General features: G+C 63.5%; 19 protein-coding genes. 17 read left to right on the forward strand and 2 right to left on the reverse strand.

What is annotated here, in order from left to right; genetic code table 11:
* The first annotated feature begins 115 nt into the window (after positions 1-115).
* The 5 genes from JFU57_RS05480 (at position 116) to JFU57_RS05500 (ending at position 4047) form a co-directional block, all read left to right on the forward strand.
* On the forward strand, positions 116-685 hold the full coding sequence (locus JFU57_RS05480) for a YqgE/AlgH family protein (RefSeq protein WP_020295799.1): 570 nt from the start codon (positions 116-118) through the stop codon (positions 683-685).
* A complete protein-coding gene (gene ruvX, locus JFU57_RS05485; RefSeq protein ID WP_020295800.1) occupies positions 685-1122 on the forward strand; it encodes a Holliday junction resolvase RuvX in 438 nt (145 codons plus the stop codon). Before JFU57_RS05480 ends, ruvX begins: the two co-directional genes overlap by 1 nt.
* Positions 1123-1241: 119 nt before the next feature.
* Positions 1242-1748, forward strand: coding sequence for a bifunctional pyr operon transcriptional regulator/uracil phosphoribosyltransferase PyrR (gene pyrR, locus JFU57_RS05490; protein ID WP_201128404.1), 507 nt, complete (start codon positions 1242-1244; stop codon positions 1746-1748).
* A 26-nt stretch (positions 1749-1774) separates the two neighbouring features.
* Complete coding sequence (locus JFU57_RS05495) at positions 1775-2779, forward strand: aspartate carbamoyltransferase catalytic subunit (RefSeq protein ID WP_020295802.1); 1005 nt, start codon at positions 1775-1777, stop codon at positions 2777-2779.
* Positions 2776-4047: a dihydroorotase gene (locus JFU57_RS05500; protein WP_201128406.1), complete on the forward strand. Its 1272-nt coding sequence runs from the start codon at positions 2776-2778 to the stop codon at positions 4045-4047. The genes JFU57_RS05495 and JFU57_RS05500 overlap by 4 nt, the downstream gene beginning before the upstream one ends.
* 107 nt (positions 4048-4154) lie before the next feature.
* Here the strand turns inward: JFU57_RS05500 and JFU57_RS05505 are convergent, their stop codons facing one another.
* Entirely contained in the window at positions 4155-4574 is a 420-nt protein-coding gene (locus JFU57_RS05505; RefSeq protein ID WP_078473536.1) for an NINE protein, read from the reverse strand.
* A gap of 250 nt (positions 4575-4824) precedes the next feature.
* Here JFU57_RS05505 and JFU57_RS05510 point away from each other — a divergent pair, with 250 nt between their 5' ends.
* Complete coding sequence (locus JFU57_RS05510) at positions 4825-5448, forward strand: C40 family peptidase (protein ID WP_078473535.1); 624 nt, start codon at positions 4825-4827, stop codon at positions 5446-5448.
* Between the two features lie 117 nt (positions 5449-5565).
* On the opposite strand, the gene JFU57_RS05515 is transcribed toward JFU57_RS05510, so the two are convergent.
* On the reverse strand, positions 5566-6600 hold the full coding sequence (locus JFU57_RS05515) for a type IV pilus twitching motility protein PilT (RefSeq protein WP_201128408.1): 1035 nt from the start codon (positions 6598-6600) through the stop codon (positions 5566-5568).
* Between the two features lie 57 nt (positions 6601-6657).
* Between JFU57_RS05515 and JFU57_RS05520 the strand changes: the two genes are divergently transcribed.
* The 11 genes from JFU57_RS05520 to JFU57_RS05570 all read left to right on the forward strand — a co-directional run bounded on the left by JFU57_RS05520 (position 6658) and on the right by JFU57_RS05570 (position 14316).
* Positions 6658-7356 (forward strand): YggS family pyridoxal phosphate-dependent enzyme, encoded by a 699-nt coding sequence (locus JFU57_RS05520; protein WP_201128410.1) that lies wholly within the window; start codon positions 6658-6660, stop codon positions 7354-7356.
* Positions 7357-7389: 33 nt separating this feature from the next.
* Entirely contained in the window at positions 7390-8208 is an 819-nt protein-coding gene (gene proC, locus JFU57_RS05525; protein WP_201128412.1) for a pyrroline-5-carboxylate reductase, read from the forward strand.
* 11 nt (positions 8209-8219) lie between these two features.
* On the forward strand, positions 8220-8810 hold the full coding sequence (locus JFU57_RS05530; RefSeq protein ID WP_078473531.1) for a YggT family protein: 591 nt from the start codon (positions 8220-8222) through the stop codon (positions 8808-8810).
* Between the two features lie 4 nt (positions 8811-8814).
* Positions 8815-9108, forward strand: coding sequence for a DUF167 domain-containing protein (locus JFU57_RS05535; RefSeq protein WP_078473530.1), 294 nt, complete (start codon positions 8815-8817; stop codon positions 9106-9108).
* Positions 9109-9367: 259 nt separating this feature from the next.
* Complete coding sequence (metX, locus tag JFU57_RS05540; protein WP_078473529.1) at positions 9368-10510, forward strand: homoserine O-succinyltransferase MetX; 1143 nt, start codon at positions 9368-9370, stop codon at positions 10508-10510.
* A gap of 25 nt (positions 10511-10535) precedes the next feature.
* Positions 10536-11156 carry a methionine biosynthesis protein MetW gene (gene metW, locus JFU57_RS05545; protein WP_078473528.1) on the forward strand — a complete coding sequence of 207 codons (621 nt, stop codon included), beginning with the start codon at positions 10536-10538 and terminating at the stop codon, positions 11154-11156.
* Positions 11157-11182: 26 nt separating this feature from the next.
* Positions 11183-11617, forward strand: coding sequence for a DUF4426 domain-containing protein (locus JFU57_RS05550; RefSeq protein WP_020295813.1), 435 nt, complete (start codon positions 11183-11185; stop codon positions 11615-11617).
* Entirely contained in the window at positions 11614-12210 is a 597-nt protein-coding gene (rdgB, locus tag JFU57_RS05555; RefSeq protein WP_201132081.1) for an RdgB/HAM1 family non-canonical purine NTP pyrophosphatase, read from the forward strand. The genes JFU57_RS05550 and rdgB overlap by 4 nt, the downstream gene beginning before the upstream one ends.
* Positions 12207-13409 carry a radical SAM family heme chaperone HemW gene (hemW, locus tag JFU57_RS05560; RefSeq protein WP_020295815.1) on the forward strand — a complete coding sequence of 401 codons (1203 nt, stop codon included), beginning with the start codon at positions 12207-12209 and terminating at the stop codon, positions 13407-13409. Before rdgB ends, hemW begins: the two co-directional genes overlap by 4 nt.
* 9 nt (positions 13410-13418) lie before the next feature.
* Entirely contained in the window at positions 13419-13742 is a 324-nt protein-coding gene (locus JFU57_RS05565; protein ID WP_020295816.1) for a DUF3392 domain-containing protein, read from the forward strand.
* A 25-nt stretch (positions 13743-13767) separates the two neighbouring features.
* Positions 13768-14316 (forward strand): RNA 2'-phosphotransferase, encoded by a 549-nt coding sequence (locus JFU57_RS05570; protein ID WP_201128413.1) that lies wholly within the window; start codon positions 13768-13770, stop codon positions 14314-14316.
* Positions 14317-14341: the final 25 nt, after the last annotated feature.

Raw genomic sequence — 14341 nt, forward strand, 5'->3', positions numbered from 1 at the left:
GCTCGCCCTCGACCCGGCACTTCGGACCGAAGCCAGCAGCTGGCCCCACGCCACCGGGCCAACCGCAATGATCACCAGCTTGTCAGTTTGCCCCTCCAACGCCACACTAGCGCACATGAAAAACGTCAGCCCCAGTTACCTCAAGCATCACTTCCTGATCGCCATGCCCCATATGGCCGACCCGAACTTTGCGCACACCTTGACTTACATCGTCGAGCACAACGCCAATGGCGCCATGGGGCTGGTAGTCAATCGCCCGCAGGAACTGAGCCTTGCCGACATCCTCGAGCAACTGCGCCCCGATGTTGAAACGCCACTGCTGTGCGAGCACGTGCCGATTTTCAGCGGCGGCCCGGTGCAGACCGATCGCGGTTTTGTCCTGCACCCCAGCGGCCTGACCTTCCAGGCCACGGTCGAGCTCGAAGGCCTGGCGCTGTCCACCTCCCAGGACGTGCTGTTCGCCATCGCCGACGGTGAAGGCCCGCAGAAAAGCCTGATCGCCCTGGGCTACGCCGGCTGGGAAGCCGGGCAACTGGAGGCCGAACTGGCCGACAACGCCTGGCTGACCTGCCCGTTCGATGCCGACATCCTGTTCAACACCAGCAGCGAACTGCGCCTGGAAGCGGCCGCGCGGCACCTGGGGATCAACCTCAACCTGCTCACCAGCCAGGCGGGGCACGCCTGATGGCCTTGCGACTGATCCTCGGTTTCGACTACGGCACCAAACAGATCGGCGTCGCCGTCGGCCAGGCGATCACCGCCCAGGCCCGCGAGCTGTGCACGTTGAAGGCGCAAAACGGCATTCCCGACTGGAACCAGGTCGAAGCCCTGATCAAGGAATGGAAGCCCGACGCCGTAGTCGTCGGCCTGCCGCTGAATATGGACGGCAGCCCCAGCGACATGTGCGTGCGCGCCGAAAAGTTCGCCCGGCGCCTCAACGGCCGCTACAACCTGCCCTTCTATACCCACGATGAACGCCTGACCACCTTCGAGGCCAAGGGCGAACGCCTGACCCGGGGTGGGCAAAAGGGCAGCTACCGCGACAACCCGGTCGACGCCATCGCCGCCGCCCTGCTGCTGCAAGGCTGGCTCGACGAAAACGCAGCCTTGCTCGAACACTGAACCGCCCGATCCTGAAGATGCGTGGCTGCCCCAGCCACACGCCTCCTGGCCACAACACCAGCCGTAAGACTCCGCACCCGGCTCCACGCAGCCGGGCGCGGGCCCACGAAGGAGCAACCATGAGCCTGCCCAATCCCGTCGAACTGATCAGCCAGATGGCCGCTGATCTCAACGCCCACCTGGCCAAGCGCAAGATCAGCGAGCCGCGCTATATCGGTATTCGCACCGGTGGTGTCTGGGTCGCCCAGGCCCTGCTGGAAGCGCTGGGCAGCGACGCACCGTTGGGCACGCTGGATGTGTCGTTCTATCGCGATGACTTCAGCCAGAACGGCCTGCACCCGCAAGTGCGGCCTTCGGAGCTGCCGTTCGAGATTGAAGGCCAGCACCTGGTGCTGATCGATGACGTGTTGATGAGCGGCCGGACCATCCGCGCCGCCCTCAACGAACTGTTCGATTACGGCCGCCCGGCCAGCGTGACCCTGGTCTGCCTGCTGGACCTGGACGCCGGCGAACTGCCGATCCGCCCGAATGTGGTGGGTGCGACCTTGTCGCTGGCCGCCCACGAACGGGTAAAATTGTCCGGCCCCGCGCCACTGCAACTCGAACTGCAAGACCTCGCCCTTTGACACGCCCCTTTAAAGAGTCCATTGCGATGACGCCTCCAGACGCCAAGCGCCCGCTGCAGCTCAATGATCAGGGCCAGCTGCGCCACTTCCTGTCGCTCGACGGCCTGCGCCGCGAGCTGCTGACAGAAATCCTCGACACCGCCGACTCGTTCCTTGAAGTCGGCGCCCGGGCGGTGAAAAAAGTCCCGCTGCTGCGCGGCAAAACCGTGTGCAACGTGTTCTTCGAAAACTCCACCCGCACCCGCACCACCTTCGAACTGGCGGCCCAGCGCCTGTCGGCGGACGTGATCACCCTGAATGTCTCCACCTCCTCGGCGAGCAAGGGTGAAACCCTGCTCGACACCCTGCGCAACCTGGAAGCCATGGCCGCCGACATGTTCGTGGTGCGCCACGGCGACTCCGGCGCCGCGCACTTCATCGCCGAACACGTGTGCCCGCAAGTGGCGATCATCAACGGCGGCGACGGCCGGCACGCGCACCCGACCCAGGGCATGCTCGACATGCTGACCATCCGCCGGCACAAGGGCGGCTTCGAGAACCTGTCGGTGGCCATCGTCGGCGACATCCTGCACTCGCGGGTAGCCCGTTCGAACATGCTGGCCCTCAAGACCCTCGGTTGCCCGGACATCCGCGTGATCGCGCCCAAGACCCTGCTGCCGATCGGCATCGAGCAGTACGGGGTCAAGGTCTACACCGACATGACCGAAGGCCTGAAGGATGTCGACGTGGTGATCATGCTGCGCCTGCAACGCGAGCGCATGCAGGGCGGCCTGCTGCCCAGCGAAGGCGAGTTCTACCGCCTGTTCGGCCTGACCACCGCGCGCCTGGCCGGAGCCAAGCCGGACGCCATCGTCATGCACCCGGGCCCGATCAACCGCGGCGTGGAGATCGAATCGGCGGTGGCCGACGGCCCGCATTCGGTGATTCTCAACCAGGTGACCTACGGCATCGCGGTACGCATGGCCGTACTGTCCATGGCCATGAGCGGGCAGACCGCCCAGCGACAATTCGAGCAGGAGAACGCCCAGTGAAGCTCAGCATTCTCGGCGCCCGCGTCATCGATCCAAGCAGCGGGCTGGATCAAGTCACTGATTTGCACCTGGAAGCCGGCAAGATCGTCGCCATTGGCGCTGCCCCGGCCGATTTCAACGCCACCCAACGCATCGACGCCAAAGGCCTGGTGGCCGCCCCCGGGCTGGTGGACCTGAGTGTCGCCCTGCGCGAACCGGGCTACAGCCGCAAAGGCAGCATCGCCAGCGAAACCCGGGCTGCCGCTGCCGGTGGCGTCACCAGCCTGTGCTGCCCACCGCACACCAAACCGGTGCTGGACACCTCGGCGGTGACCGAGCTGATCCTCGACCGTGCTCGCGAAGCCGGCAATACCAAGGTGTTCCCCATCGGCGCCCTGAGCAAAGGCCTGGAAGGCGAGCAGCTTGCAGAACTCATCGCGTTGCGCGACGCCGGCTGCGTGGCGTTCGGCAATGGCCTGGAGAGCTTTCGCAGCACCCGCACCCTGTGCCGTGCCCTGGAATACGCTGCAACCTTCGACCTGACCGTGATTTTCCACTCCCAGGACCGCGACCTGGCCGAAGGCGGCCTGGCCCACGAAGGCGCCACCGCCAGCTTCCTCGGCTTGCCGGGGATTCCAGAGACCGCAGAAACCGTGGCCCTGGCCCGGGACCTGCTGCTGGTGGAGCAAAGCGGCGTACGCGCGCACTTCAGCCAGCTGACCAGCGCCCGGGGTGTGGCGCTGATCGCCCAGGCCCAGGCTCGCGGCCTGCCGGTGACTGCCGATGTGGCGCTGTATCAGCTGATCCTGACGGATGAAGCCTTGATCGACTTCTCCAGCCTGTATCACGTGCAGCCGCCCCTGCGTTCGCGGGCGGACCGCGACGGGCTGCGTGAGGCGGTGAAATCCGGGGTGGTCCAGGCCATTTCCAGCCACCACCAACCCCACGAGCGCGACGCCAAGCTGGCGCCGTTCGGCGCCACCGAGCCGGGCATCAGCAGCGTCGAGCTATTGCTGCCACTGGCTCTGACCCTGGTGGAAGATGGCTTGCTGGACCTGCCGACCCTGCTCGCCCGCCTCAGTGCCGGCCCGGCCGATGCCCTGCGCCTGCCTGCCGGCAAGCTCGCGGTAGGCGCCCCGGCCGACCTGGTGCTGTTCGACCCGGCCAGCTCCACCGTGGCCGGTGAACACTGGCTGTCCAAAGGCGAAAACTGCCCGTTCATCGGCCACAGCCTGCCCGGCATGGTGCGCTACACCCTGGTGGATGGGCGCATCAGCTACCAGGCGTGACTGTAGGCGCGGTGATGTGGCAGGTGGGTGCTGGTTGATGCAAAGGGCCAGCGCAGCCTCGCACGACTCGGCAGCGGCTACAGGTTGTAGCCGCTGTTTGAGTCAGGTTAACGCCGCTTGGCGTTTTCCAGGGAGACCTGATCGTTCAGGGTCCAGAAGTCGTAGAGCACACCCAGGAAGAACAGCCCGCCTGTCAGCAGGTACAACAGGCCACTGATCCATTTGCCCTGGTACATGCGATGCACGCCAAACACCCCGAGAAAGGTCAGCAGCACCCAGGCCACGCTGTATTCGACCGGGCCGGCGGTAAACCGCAGGTCCGCTTCACGGTCCATGGCCGGAATCAGGAACAGGTCGATCAGCCAGCCAATCCCCAATAAGCCTAAGGTGAAAAACCAGATCGTACCGGTCACCGGCTTGCCGTAATAAAAGCGGTGCGCACCGGTAAAACCGAAAATCCACAACAGATAACCGATCACCTTGCTGTGGGTGTCCTGCGGTGAAACATCCTGACGATAGGTGTTCATTGATGACCTCATTCCACGCAATAGATAAATATTCTTTAATTCTTTGTGACTTTTTTACAGGCTGCCGACGTATGGGAAATATTAAAGTCCCTCCCGCCAAAGCCCCGTACCGCCTGAGTTCTGGCGGACGATTGCGTCAATTTGCCGCTACTTTGCAGAAGTTGACCTCCAGGTTGAATCGACAAACGGCCTCGGAACAGACAAAAAAGCTGTTATAAAGTTGCGCGCTAACCCATAAGAGCCTTGCCTAATGCGTCCATTTTTCAAGACATGGCTAACCATTTGCCTATTAATGCCACTGGCCGCCCACGCCACCAACCGTGAGCAACGTCTTCCCAACATTAACGGTTACACCCCGAAATCCCATGTTTCGCCGGTAACCGCCAAGAACAAGCAAAGCATCAAGGGCCCGACTCACCTGAGCAAGGCCGACAGCAAGCTGGTCCCGCAAATGGCGACCAAGCAGAGCAGCAACGTACTGAGTCGCGCCGTCAACGTCCTGGGTACTCCCTATCGTTGGGGCGGCAGCAGCCCAAGTAAAGGCTTCGATTGCAGCGGGCTGGTGAAATACGCGTTTAATGATGTGGCAGCGGTGGATCTGCCGCGCACGTCCAATGCCATGGCCAGCGGCCATGGGCAGAAGGTCGAGCGCAAGGACCTCAAGCCGGGCGACCTGCTGTTTTTCAACATCAAGAGCCGCAAGGTCAACCACGTTGCCATCTACCTGGGCAATGACCGCTTTATCCACGCCCCGCGCCGTGGCAAGGCCGTGTCGATCGACACCCTGAAAAAGCCGTACTGGGATAACCACTACGTGGTTGCCAAGCGCGTCCTGCCTAAAGAGCAGAATGCACTGCGTGTGGTTCAGCGCTGACCGCCAGCCCGAACGCAACACCTCTATCGCCGGCAAGCCGGCCTCTACAGGTCTCATGGCCTTGTCGGGGTCGCCTTGCCGGCGATGGCGTTTCTGGCGCCGCACAAAATCCCTCGCTCACAGCCCCTGCGGCGTCCGGGCCTTCTCCCGAGCATGTTCCGGGCTGATCAGCCCCGCACTCAGCAGCGCCTTCAAGCTCATGTCCAGGGTGCGCATGCCCACCGCGCCGCCGGTCTGGATCGCCGAATACATCTGCGCCACCTTGTCTTCGCGGATCAGGTTACGGATCGCCGGGCTGCCGAGCATGATTTCGTGCGCCGCCACCCGCCCACCGCCGATGCGCTTGACCAGCACCTGGGCGATCACCGCCTGCAGCGACTCGGCCAACATCGAACGCACCAGGGCCTTCTCCTGGGCCGGAAACACGTCCACCAGCCGATCGATGCTTTTCGCCGCCGAGGTGGTGTGCAGGGTGCCGAACACCAGGTGCCCGGTCTCTGCGGCGGTCAATGCCAGGCGAATGGTTTCCAGGTCCCGCAGCTCGCCCACCAGGATCACATCCGGGTCTTCGCGCAGGGCCGCGCGCAACGCCGCGGCAAAACTTCGGGTATCACGCAGGACTTCGCGCTGGTTGATCAGGCACTGCCTGGGCGAATGGATGAACTCGATGGGGTCTTCGATGGTGAGAATGTGTTGTTGGCGGTGTTGATTGAGGTGGTCGATCATCGCTGCCAGGGTGGTGGACTTGCCGGACCCGGTCGGCCCCGTTACCAGCACCAGGCCATGGGGTACGGCGGTAATCTGGCGAAACACTTCGCCCATCCCCAACTGCTCCATACTCGGCACCTGCGCAGGAATGGCGCGCAAGACCCCAGCAGCGCCGCGGCTTTGATGGAAGGCATTCACCCGAAAACGCCCGATTCCCGGCAGTTCGTAGGAAAAATCCAGGTCAAGGGTTGCCGCGAATTCCGCCCGCTGCGCCTCGCTCATCAGGCCCTGGAGCATGGCCTGCACCTGCTGCGGCTCAAGCGCCGCCATCTCGCTGCGGACAATCTCGCCATCAACCCGCAGCATCGGCGGCAAACCTGCGCTAAGGTGCAAGTCCGACGCGCCCTGTGCAATGCACAAGGCCAGCAACTCAGGGATGTCCATAGTGCTTCCCAATTCCAGTAGAATGCCGCAACCCCAAGACCCGCTGGCGCACATTGAATGTCCACGATAGCAGACAACATCGCACTGGTCGGCGCGCGGATCCGCGCTGCGGCGCAGGCTTCGCAACGAGATGTAAACAGCATTCACCTGCTCGCCGTGAGCAAGACCAAACCCGCCGCCGCCCTGCGTGAAGCCCACGCTGCCGGCTTGCGCGACTTCGGCGAGAACTACCTGCAGGAAGCCCTGGGCAAACAGCTCGAACTGGCCGACCTGCCCTTGTGTTGGCACTTCATCGGCCCCATTCAATCGAACAAGACGCGACCTATCGCTGAACATTTCGACTGGGTGCACTCCGTGGATCGCCTGAAAATCGCACAACGCCTGTCCGAGCAACGCCCTGAACACCTGCCGCCGTTGAATATCTGCATTCAGGTCAACGTCAGCGGCGAGGCCAGCAAGTCCGGTTGCACCCCAGCCGATCTGCCGGCCCTGGCCAGCGCCATCAGCGCCCTGCCGCGCCTGCAACTGCGCGGGCTGATGGCGATACCCGAGCCGACCGAAGATCGTGCCGCCCAGGATGCTGCCTTTGCTGCCGTGCAGGCACTGAACAACAACCTGCAACAGCGTTTGAATCTGCCGCTCGACACACTTTCCATGGGCATGAGCCACGACCTCGAAGCGGCCATCGCCCAAGGCGCCACCTGGGTGCGGATCGGTACCGCGCTGTTTGGTGCCCGCGACTATGGCCAGCCCTGACGTGGCTGACTTACCTCTCTATAAGGACCTGACATGAGCAAGACTCGTATCGCCTTTATCGGCGCCGGCAACATGGCTGCCAGCTTGATTGGGGGCCTGCGCGCCAAGGGCCTGGACGCCGCGCAGATCCGCGCCAGCGACCCGGGGGCCGAAACCCGGGCCCGGGTCCAGGCTGAACACGGCATTGAGGTGTTCGCCGACAACGCCGAGGCCATCCAGGGCGCCGACGTCATCGTCCTGGCGGTCAAGCCCCAGGCCATGAAGGCCGTATGCGAGGCCTTGCGCCCAAGCCTTCACGCTTCGCAACTGGTGGTTTCAATCGCCGCCGGCATCACCTGCGCCAGCATGAACAACTGGCTCGGCGCCCAGCCCATCGTGCGCTGCATGCCCAACACGCCGGCGCTGCTGCGCCAGGGCGTCAGCGGCCTGTTCGCCACCGCCCAGGTGAGCGCCGAACAGCGCCAGCAGGCCCAAGAGTTGCTGTCGGCCGTCGGCATTGCCCTGTGGCTTGATGAAGAACAGCAACTGGACGCGGTGACTGCGGTGTCCGGCAGTGGGCCGGCGTACTTCTTCCTGCTGATCGAAGCCATGACCGCCGCCGGCGAGAAGCTCGGCCTGCCTCGGGAAATTGCCGCCAAGCTGACCCTGCAAACCGCCCTGGGCGCCGCGCACATGGCCGTCTCCAGCGAGGTCGATGCCGCCGAGCTGCGCCGCCGTGTCACCTCGCCGGCCGGCACCACTGAAGCCGCCATCAAATCGTTCCAGGCCGGGGGCTTCGAAGCCCTGGTGGAAAAAGCACTGGGTGCCGCCGCGCACCGCTCGGCCGAAATGGCCGAACAACTGGGCCAATAAAGGAGCCACTGATGATTGGATTGAATACTGCAGCGGTGTATGTGCTGCAAACCCTTGGCAGCCTGTACCTGCTGGTCGTGCTGCTGCGTTTTGTGCTGCAACTGGTCCGCGCCAACTTCTACAACCCGTTGTGCCAGTTCATCGTGCGCGCCACCCAGCCGTTGCTCAAGCCGCTGCGCCGGATCATCCCGAGCCTGTTTGGGCTGGACATGTCGTCGCTGGTACTGGCGATCATCGTGCAACTGGCACTGATGGCGCTGACCCTGCTGCTGACCTACGGCACCACCGGCAACCCGCTGCAACTGCTGATCTGGTCGATCATTGGCGTGACCGCGCTGTTTTTGAAGATCTTCTTCTTCGCCCTGATCATCAGCGTGATCCTGTCGTGGGTCGCTCCGGGCAGCCATAACCCGGGCGCTGAACTGGTGAACCAGATCTGCGAGCCGGCCCTGGCGCCGTTCCGCAAGATCCTGCCGAGCATGGGCGGCCTGGATATCTCGCCGATCCTGGCGTTCATGGTGCTCAAGCTGCTGGACATGCTGGTGATCAACAACCTGGCGGCAATGACCATGATGCCGGACATCCTGCGCCTGCTGATCTGACCCGATGAGCTACTTTCGCTGGGACGGTGACGACCTGATTCTGGAGTGCCACCTGCAACCTGCGGCCCGCAGCGATGACTTCGCCGGGCTGCATGGTGACCGGCTGAAAATCCGCCTGACCGCGCCGCCCGTCGAGGGCAAGGCCAACGCCTACCTGATGGCGTTCCTGGCCAAGGCGTTCGGCGTTTCGAAAAGCCAGGTCAGCCTGATCAGCGGCGAGCTGAACCGGCAAAAGCGGGTCCGGATCAACGCCCCCAAAAAGCTCCCGGACCTGCCCGACCTGACCCGCCCGACCTGATCTGTACGGTTTCTGCGCAGCACCCTCGATTCCGGCGTCCACACCTGTAGCCGCTGCCAAGCCCGCGAGGCTGCGCTGGCCCGCACCCACACCCTCAATTTGCCAGACACACCCGCGACACCAGTTACAGCCAGCGCCCGAACCCGGCCCGAGCCTTCGGCAGCGGCTACAGCGCACGAAATAATCAGGCCCGGCCTTTGCTTGCCGCTGGGGGCAGCGGTCTTTAGACTTACGCCTCATTTAAATGAGAGCAGGGTCGATGCCAACTGCCTTTCCCCCCGATTCCGTTGGTCTGATCACGCCGCAACTGGCGCACTTCAGCGATCCCCTGGCCCTGGCCTGCGGTCGCTCGCTGCCGGCTTATGACCTGATCTTCGAAACCTATGGCGAACTGAACGCCACGGCCAGCAATGCCGTGCTGATCTGCCATGCCCTGTCCGGCCATCATCACGCTGCTGGCTTTCACAGCGCCGAAGACCGCAAGCCGGGCTGGTGGGACAGCTGCATCGGCCCCGGCAAGCCCATCGACACCAACAAGTTCTTCGTGGTCAGCCTGAACAACCTCGGCGGCTGCAACGGCTCCACCGGCCCCAGCAGCATCAACCCGGAAACCGGCAAGCCCTTCGGTGCCGACTTTCCGGTACTGACCGTGGAAGACTGGGTACACAGCCAGGCCCGGCTGGCCGACCGTCTCGGCATCCAGCAATGGGCCGCCGTGATCGGCGGCAGCCTGGGCGGCATGCAGGCCCTGCAATGGACCATCACCTACCCGGATCGGGTACGCCACTGCCTGGCGATCGCCTCGGCGCCCAAGTTGTCGGCGCAGAATATTGCCTTCAACGAAGTGGCGCGCCAGGCGATCCTCACCGACCCCGAATTCCACGGCGGATCGTTCCAGGAACACGGGGTGATCCCCAAGCGCGGCCTGATGCTGGCGCGCATGGTCGGGCACATCACTTACCTGTCCGACGACTCCATGGGCGAAAAATTCGGCCGTGGCCTGAAGAGCGAAAAGCTCAACTACGACTTCCACAGTGTCGAGTTCCAGGTCGAAAGCTACCTGCGCTACCAGGGCGAGGAGTTCTCCGGACGCTTCGACGCCAACACCTATCTGTTGATGACCAAGGCGCTGGACTACTTCGATCCTGCGGCGAACTTCGACGATAACCTGGCGAAAACCTTCGCCAACGCCACCGCCAAGTTCTGCGTGATGTCCTTCACCACCGACTGGCGCTTCTCCCCGGCCCGCTCCCGGGAATTGGTGGACGCGCTGATGGCGGCGAAAAAAGACGTCTGCTACCTGGAAATCGATGCGCCCCAGGGCCACGACGCCTTCTTGATCCCGATCCCGCGTTACTTGCAGGCCTTCAGCAACTACATGAATCGGATTGCGCTTATATGAGCCGCTATCACTTGGGGAGGACGGCATGAGAGCCGATCTGGAAATCATCCAGGAATGGATCCCCGCCGGCAGCCGCGTGCTCGACCTCGGCTGCGGCGACGGCGAACTGCTGACCTGGCTGCGCGACCACAAGCAAGTCACCGGCTACGGCCTGGAAAACGACCCGGACAACATTGCCCAGTGCGTGGCCAAGGGCATCAACGTCATCGAGCAGGACCTGGACAAGGGCCTGGGCAACTTCGCCAGCAACAGCTTCGACGTAGTGGTCATGACCCAGGCCCTGCAGGCCGTGCACTACCCGGACCGGATCCTCGACGAAATGCTCAGGGTCGGCCGCCAGTGCATCATCACCTTCCCCAACTTCGGCCACTGGCGCTGCCGCTGGTACCTGGCGAGCAAAGGCCGGATGCCGGTGTCCGAGTTCCTGCCCTACACCTGGTACAACACGCCGAACATTCACTTCTGCACCTTCGAGGATTTCGAAGAGCTGTGCCGTGAACGCGAAGCCCGGGTCATCGATCGGCTTGCCGTCGATCAACAACACCGCCATGGGTGGGCCAGTAAGCTATGGCCTAATCTCTTAGGAGAGATCGGCATCTACCGCGTCAGCAGTCCGGGGCTTGCGGACCACAAGGTCGCGGTTTAATCCACGTCACAGCAAGGAGAACGATCATGGGTCGCTTGGTTACTTTTCTATTGGCCGCCTGCCTGAGCTTCACGGCCGTGGGCGCCGAGGCCATCAAGGGCGAGCGCAAGGAAGTCTTCGGTGACGTCACCGTGCACTACAACACGTTCAACTCGACCTACCTGCAACCGGACATCGCCAAAAGCGCGGAGCTGATCCGCAGCAAGAACCAGGGCGTGATCAACGTTTCCGTGATCAAGGCCGGCAAACCGCTGGTCGCCCAGGTCAGTGGCACGGTCAAGGACCTGACCAGCAAGAGCATCCCGCTGAGCTTCAAGCAAATCACCGAACAAGGCGCGATCTACTACATCGCCCAGTTCCCGGTCGAGCAGCAGGAAACCCGAACCTTCACCATCAACGTTCAAACTGGCGGCGACAGCAACAGCTTCAGTTTTAACCAAGAGCTTTTCCCGGGCGAATAATGAACCTCACGCAACTCGTACTGGCCAGCCATAACGCCGGCAAACTCAAGGAACTGCAGGCCATGCTCGGCGCATCGGTGCAATTGCGCTCGATCGGCGAGTTCAGCAGCATCGAGCCGGAAGAAACCGGTTTGTCGTTCGTCGAGAACGCCATTCTCAAGGCACGCAATGCCGCGCGTATTTCCGGCCTGCCGGCCCTGGCCGACGATTCGGGCCTGGCGGTGGACTTCCTCGGCGGCGCACCGGGCATCTACTCGGCGCGCTATGCCGATGGCCAAGGCGACGCGGCGAACAACGCCAAGCTGCTCGAGGCCCTCAAGGATGTCCCCGAGGAACAGCGCGGCGCGCAGTTCGTCTGCGTCCTGGCGCTGGTGCGGCATGCCGACGACCCGCTGCCGATCCTCTGCGAAGGCCTGTGGCACGGGAGCATCCTCCATGCGGCCAGCGGCGAGCACGGTTTTGGCTACGATCCGCTGTTCTGGGTCCCGGAGCGCAAGTGCTCCAGCGCCGAACTGAGCCCGGGCGACAAGAACCAGATCAGCCACCGCGCCCGTGCAATGGATCTGCTGCGCCAGCGTCTGGGCCTGAAATGACCCCACAGACACCCGCGCAGCCGCTGATTCTCGGCACTGCGCCCACGCCCCGGGCGGCCCTTCCCCTGTTGCCGCCCCTGGCGCTGTACATCCACATCCCGTGGTGTGTACGCAAATGCCCGTATTGCGACTTCAACTCCCACACCGCCAGCCCCGTGCTGCCGGAAGAAGAGTACGTCGACGCCCTGCTGGCCGACCTCGACCAGGACCTGCACGCCGTCTACGGCCGCGAGCTGAGTTCGATCTTCTTCGGCGGCGGCACGCCGAGCCTGTTCAGCGCCGCAGCCCTGGGCCGCTTGCTCAAGGGGGTGGAGCAGCGCATCCGCTTTGCCGCCGATATCGAAATCACCCTGGAAGCCAACCCCGGGACCTTCGAGCAGGACAAGTTCATCGCCTACCGCGCCCTGGGCATCAATCGGCTGTCGATCGGCATCCAGAGCTTCCAGGAGGCCAAGCTCAAGGCCCTGGGACGGATCCACAACGGTGCCGAAGCGATCCGCGCCGCCGATATGGCACGCCTGGCCGGCTTCGACAACTTCAACCTGGACCTGATGCACGGCTTGCCCGATCAGTCCCTGGACGATGCCCTGGGCGACCTGCGCCAGGCCATCGCCATGCAGCCGACCCACCTGTCCTGGTACCAGCTGACCCTGGAACCCAACACCGTATTCTGGAACCAGCCACCCGTGCTGCCGGAAGACGACACCCTGTGGGATATCCAGGAAGCCGGCCAGGCCTTGCTCGCCGAGCATGGCTACGCCCAGTACGAAGTCTCGGCCTACGCCCAGCCGGGCCGCGCAGCGCGGCATAACCTGAACTACTGGAGCTTCGGCGACTTCATCGGCATCGGCGCCGGCGCCCACGGCAAGCTCAGCCACCCGGACGGGCGCATCGTGCGCACCTGGAAAACCCGTCTGCCCAAGGACTACCTGAACCCGGCCAAACAGTTCAAGGCCGGCGACAAACTCCTGGCCAACGAGGAGCTGCCGTTCGAGTTCCTGATGAATGCCCTGCGCCTGACCCAGGGCGTCGATGCCGCGCTCTATGCGCAGCGCACCGGGCTCAGCCTGGAAAGCCTCGCCGACGCCCGGCGCCAGGCAGAACAAAGTGGCTTGTTGCAGGTCGAACCGTCACGCCTGGCGGCAACCGCCCGCGGACAACTCTTCCTCAATGACTTGCTGCAATACTTTCTGACTTAAGGAAACCCCATGGATCTGGTACTCGATCTGCTCGCCACGGTGTCCCGCTGGAGTCGCAGCAACCTCTCGGAAATCGCCCTGGCACTGGTGGGCTGCCTGCTGGTGCTGTTTGGCGCCGACATCAAGGGCTGGGTCGAGCAACGCCTGGGCGGCCTGGCCGGCGCCCTGCGTGTGCCATTGATGGCCCTGCTGTGCATGATCGGCAGCGGCCTGGCGCTGATCTACGCCACGCCCTGGATCATTCGCGGCCTGAGTCAATTCAATAATTACAGCCTGGCGCCGGTGCTGCTGGTGGTGCTGGTGCTGATCGGGGTGGTGGCGGATCGCCGCTGAGCCGGGTTCGCAAACAAGGATGAACATGAGCAAGAAAGTCATCGATGAAACCAGCAAGTTTCTCAGCTACGTGCTGCGCCATGAGCCCCAGGCCATAGGACTTGAACTGGACACTGAGGGCTGGGGCGATATCGACGCACTGATCAGCGGCGCGGCCCGGGACGGGCGGCAACTGAGCCGGGAACTGATCGCGCAGGTGGTCGACAGCAACGACAAGAAGCGCTTTTCCCTGTCGGCCGATGGCCAGCGCATCCGCGCCGTCCAAGGCCACTCCAACAAAGACGTGCAGCTGCAGCTCGAAGCCAGACAGCCACCCGCGATCCTCTACCACGGCACTGCCACGCGGTTCATGGAGTCGATCAATGAGAAGGGGCTGATCCCGGGTTCACGTCATCACGTGCACCTGTCTCAGGATCTGGAAACCGCCAGCGCCGTGGGCCAGCGTTACGGCAAGGTGGCGATTTTGCAAATTGCCGCGCAAGACATGCAGGCCCAGGGCTTCACGTTCTATCAGGCGGAGAATGGGGTGTGGCTGACCGAGCAGGTGCCGGTGAGCTTTATCAAACCCCTGTAGGAAAGCGGCTCCCTTGTGGCAAGGG

The organism is Pseudomonas sp. TH07 (genome assembly GCF_016651285.1).
Classification (GTDB): domain Bacteria; phylum Pseudomonadota; class Gammaproteobacteria; order Pseudomonadales; family Pseudomonadaceae; genus Aquipseudomonas.

What these genes read in the sequence shown, in the direction of transcription:
- JFU57_RS05530 (WP_078473531.1), top strand. Translation starts at nt 8,220, where the DNA reads ATGATTGGATTGAATACTGCAGCGGTGTATGTGCTGCAAACCCTTGGC.
- JFU57_RS05565 (WP_020295816.1), top strand. Translation starts at nt 13,419, where the DNA reads ATGGATCTGGTACTCGATCTGCTCGCCACGGTGTCCCGCTGGAGTCGC.
- ruvX (WP_020295800.1), top strand. Translation starts at nt 685, where the DNA reads ATGGCCTTGCGACTGATCCTCGGTTTCGACTACGGCACCAAACAGATC.
- metW (WP_078473528.1), top strand. Translation starts at nt 10,536, where the DNA reads ATGAGAGCCGATCTGGAAATCATCCAGGAATGGATCCCCGCCGGCAGC.
- metX (WP_078473529.1), top strand. Translation starts at nt 9,368, where the DNA reads ATGCCAACTGCCTTTCCCCCCGATTCCGTTGGTCTGATCACGCCGCAA.
- JFU57_RS05550 (WP_020295813.1), top strand. Translation starts at nt 11,183, where the DNA reads ATGGGTCGCTTGGTTACTTTTCTATTGGCCGCCTGCCTGAGCTTCACG.
- proC (WP_201128412.1), top strand. Translation starts at nt 7,390, where the DNA reads ATGAGCAAGACTCGTATCGCCTTTATCGGCGCCGGCAACATGGCTGCC.
- JFU57_RS05515 (WP_201128408.1), bottom strand. Translation starts at nt 6,600, where the DNA reads ATGGACATCCCTGAGTTGCTGGCCTTGTGCATTGCACAGGGCGCGTCG.
- JFU57_RS05495 (WP_020295802.1), top strand. Translation starts at nt 1,775, where the DNA reads ATGACGCCTCCAGACGCCAAGCGCCCGCTGCAGCTCAATGATCAGGGC.
- JFU57_RS05570 (WP_201128413.1), top strand. Translation starts at nt 13,768, where the DNA reads ATGAGCAAGAAAGTCATCGATGAAACCAGCAAGTTTCTCAGCTACGTG.
- JFU57_RS05505 (WP_078473536.1), bottom strand. Translation starts at nt 4,574, where the DNA reads ATGAACACCTATCGTCAGGATGTTTCACCGCAGGACACCCACAGCAAG.
- JFU57_RS05535 (WP_078473530.1), top strand. Translation starts at nt 8,815, where the DNA reads ATGAGCTACTTTCGCTGGGACGGTGACGACCTGATTCTGGAGTGCCAC.
- JFU57_RS05480 (WP_020295799.1), top strand. Translation starts at nt 116, where the DNA reads ATGAAAAACGTCAGCCCCAGTTACCTCAAGCATCACTTCCTGATCGCC.
- pyrR (WP_201128404.1), top strand. Translation starts at nt 1,242, where the DNA reads ATGAGCCTGCCCAATCCCGTCGAACTGATCAGCCAGATGGCCGCTGAT.
- JFU57_RS05510 (WP_078473535.1), top strand. Translation starts at nt 4,825, where the DNA reads ATGCGTCCATTTTTCAAGACATGGCTAACCATTTGCCTATTAATGCCA.
- hemW (WP_020295815.1), top strand. Translation starts at nt 12,207, where the DNA reads ATGACCCCACAGACACCCGCGCAGCCGCTGATTCTCGGCACTGCGCCC.
- JFU57_RS05520 (WP_201128410.1), top strand. Translation starts at nt 6,658, where the DNA reads ATGTCCACGATAGCAGACAACATCGCACTGGTCGGCGCGCGGATCCGC.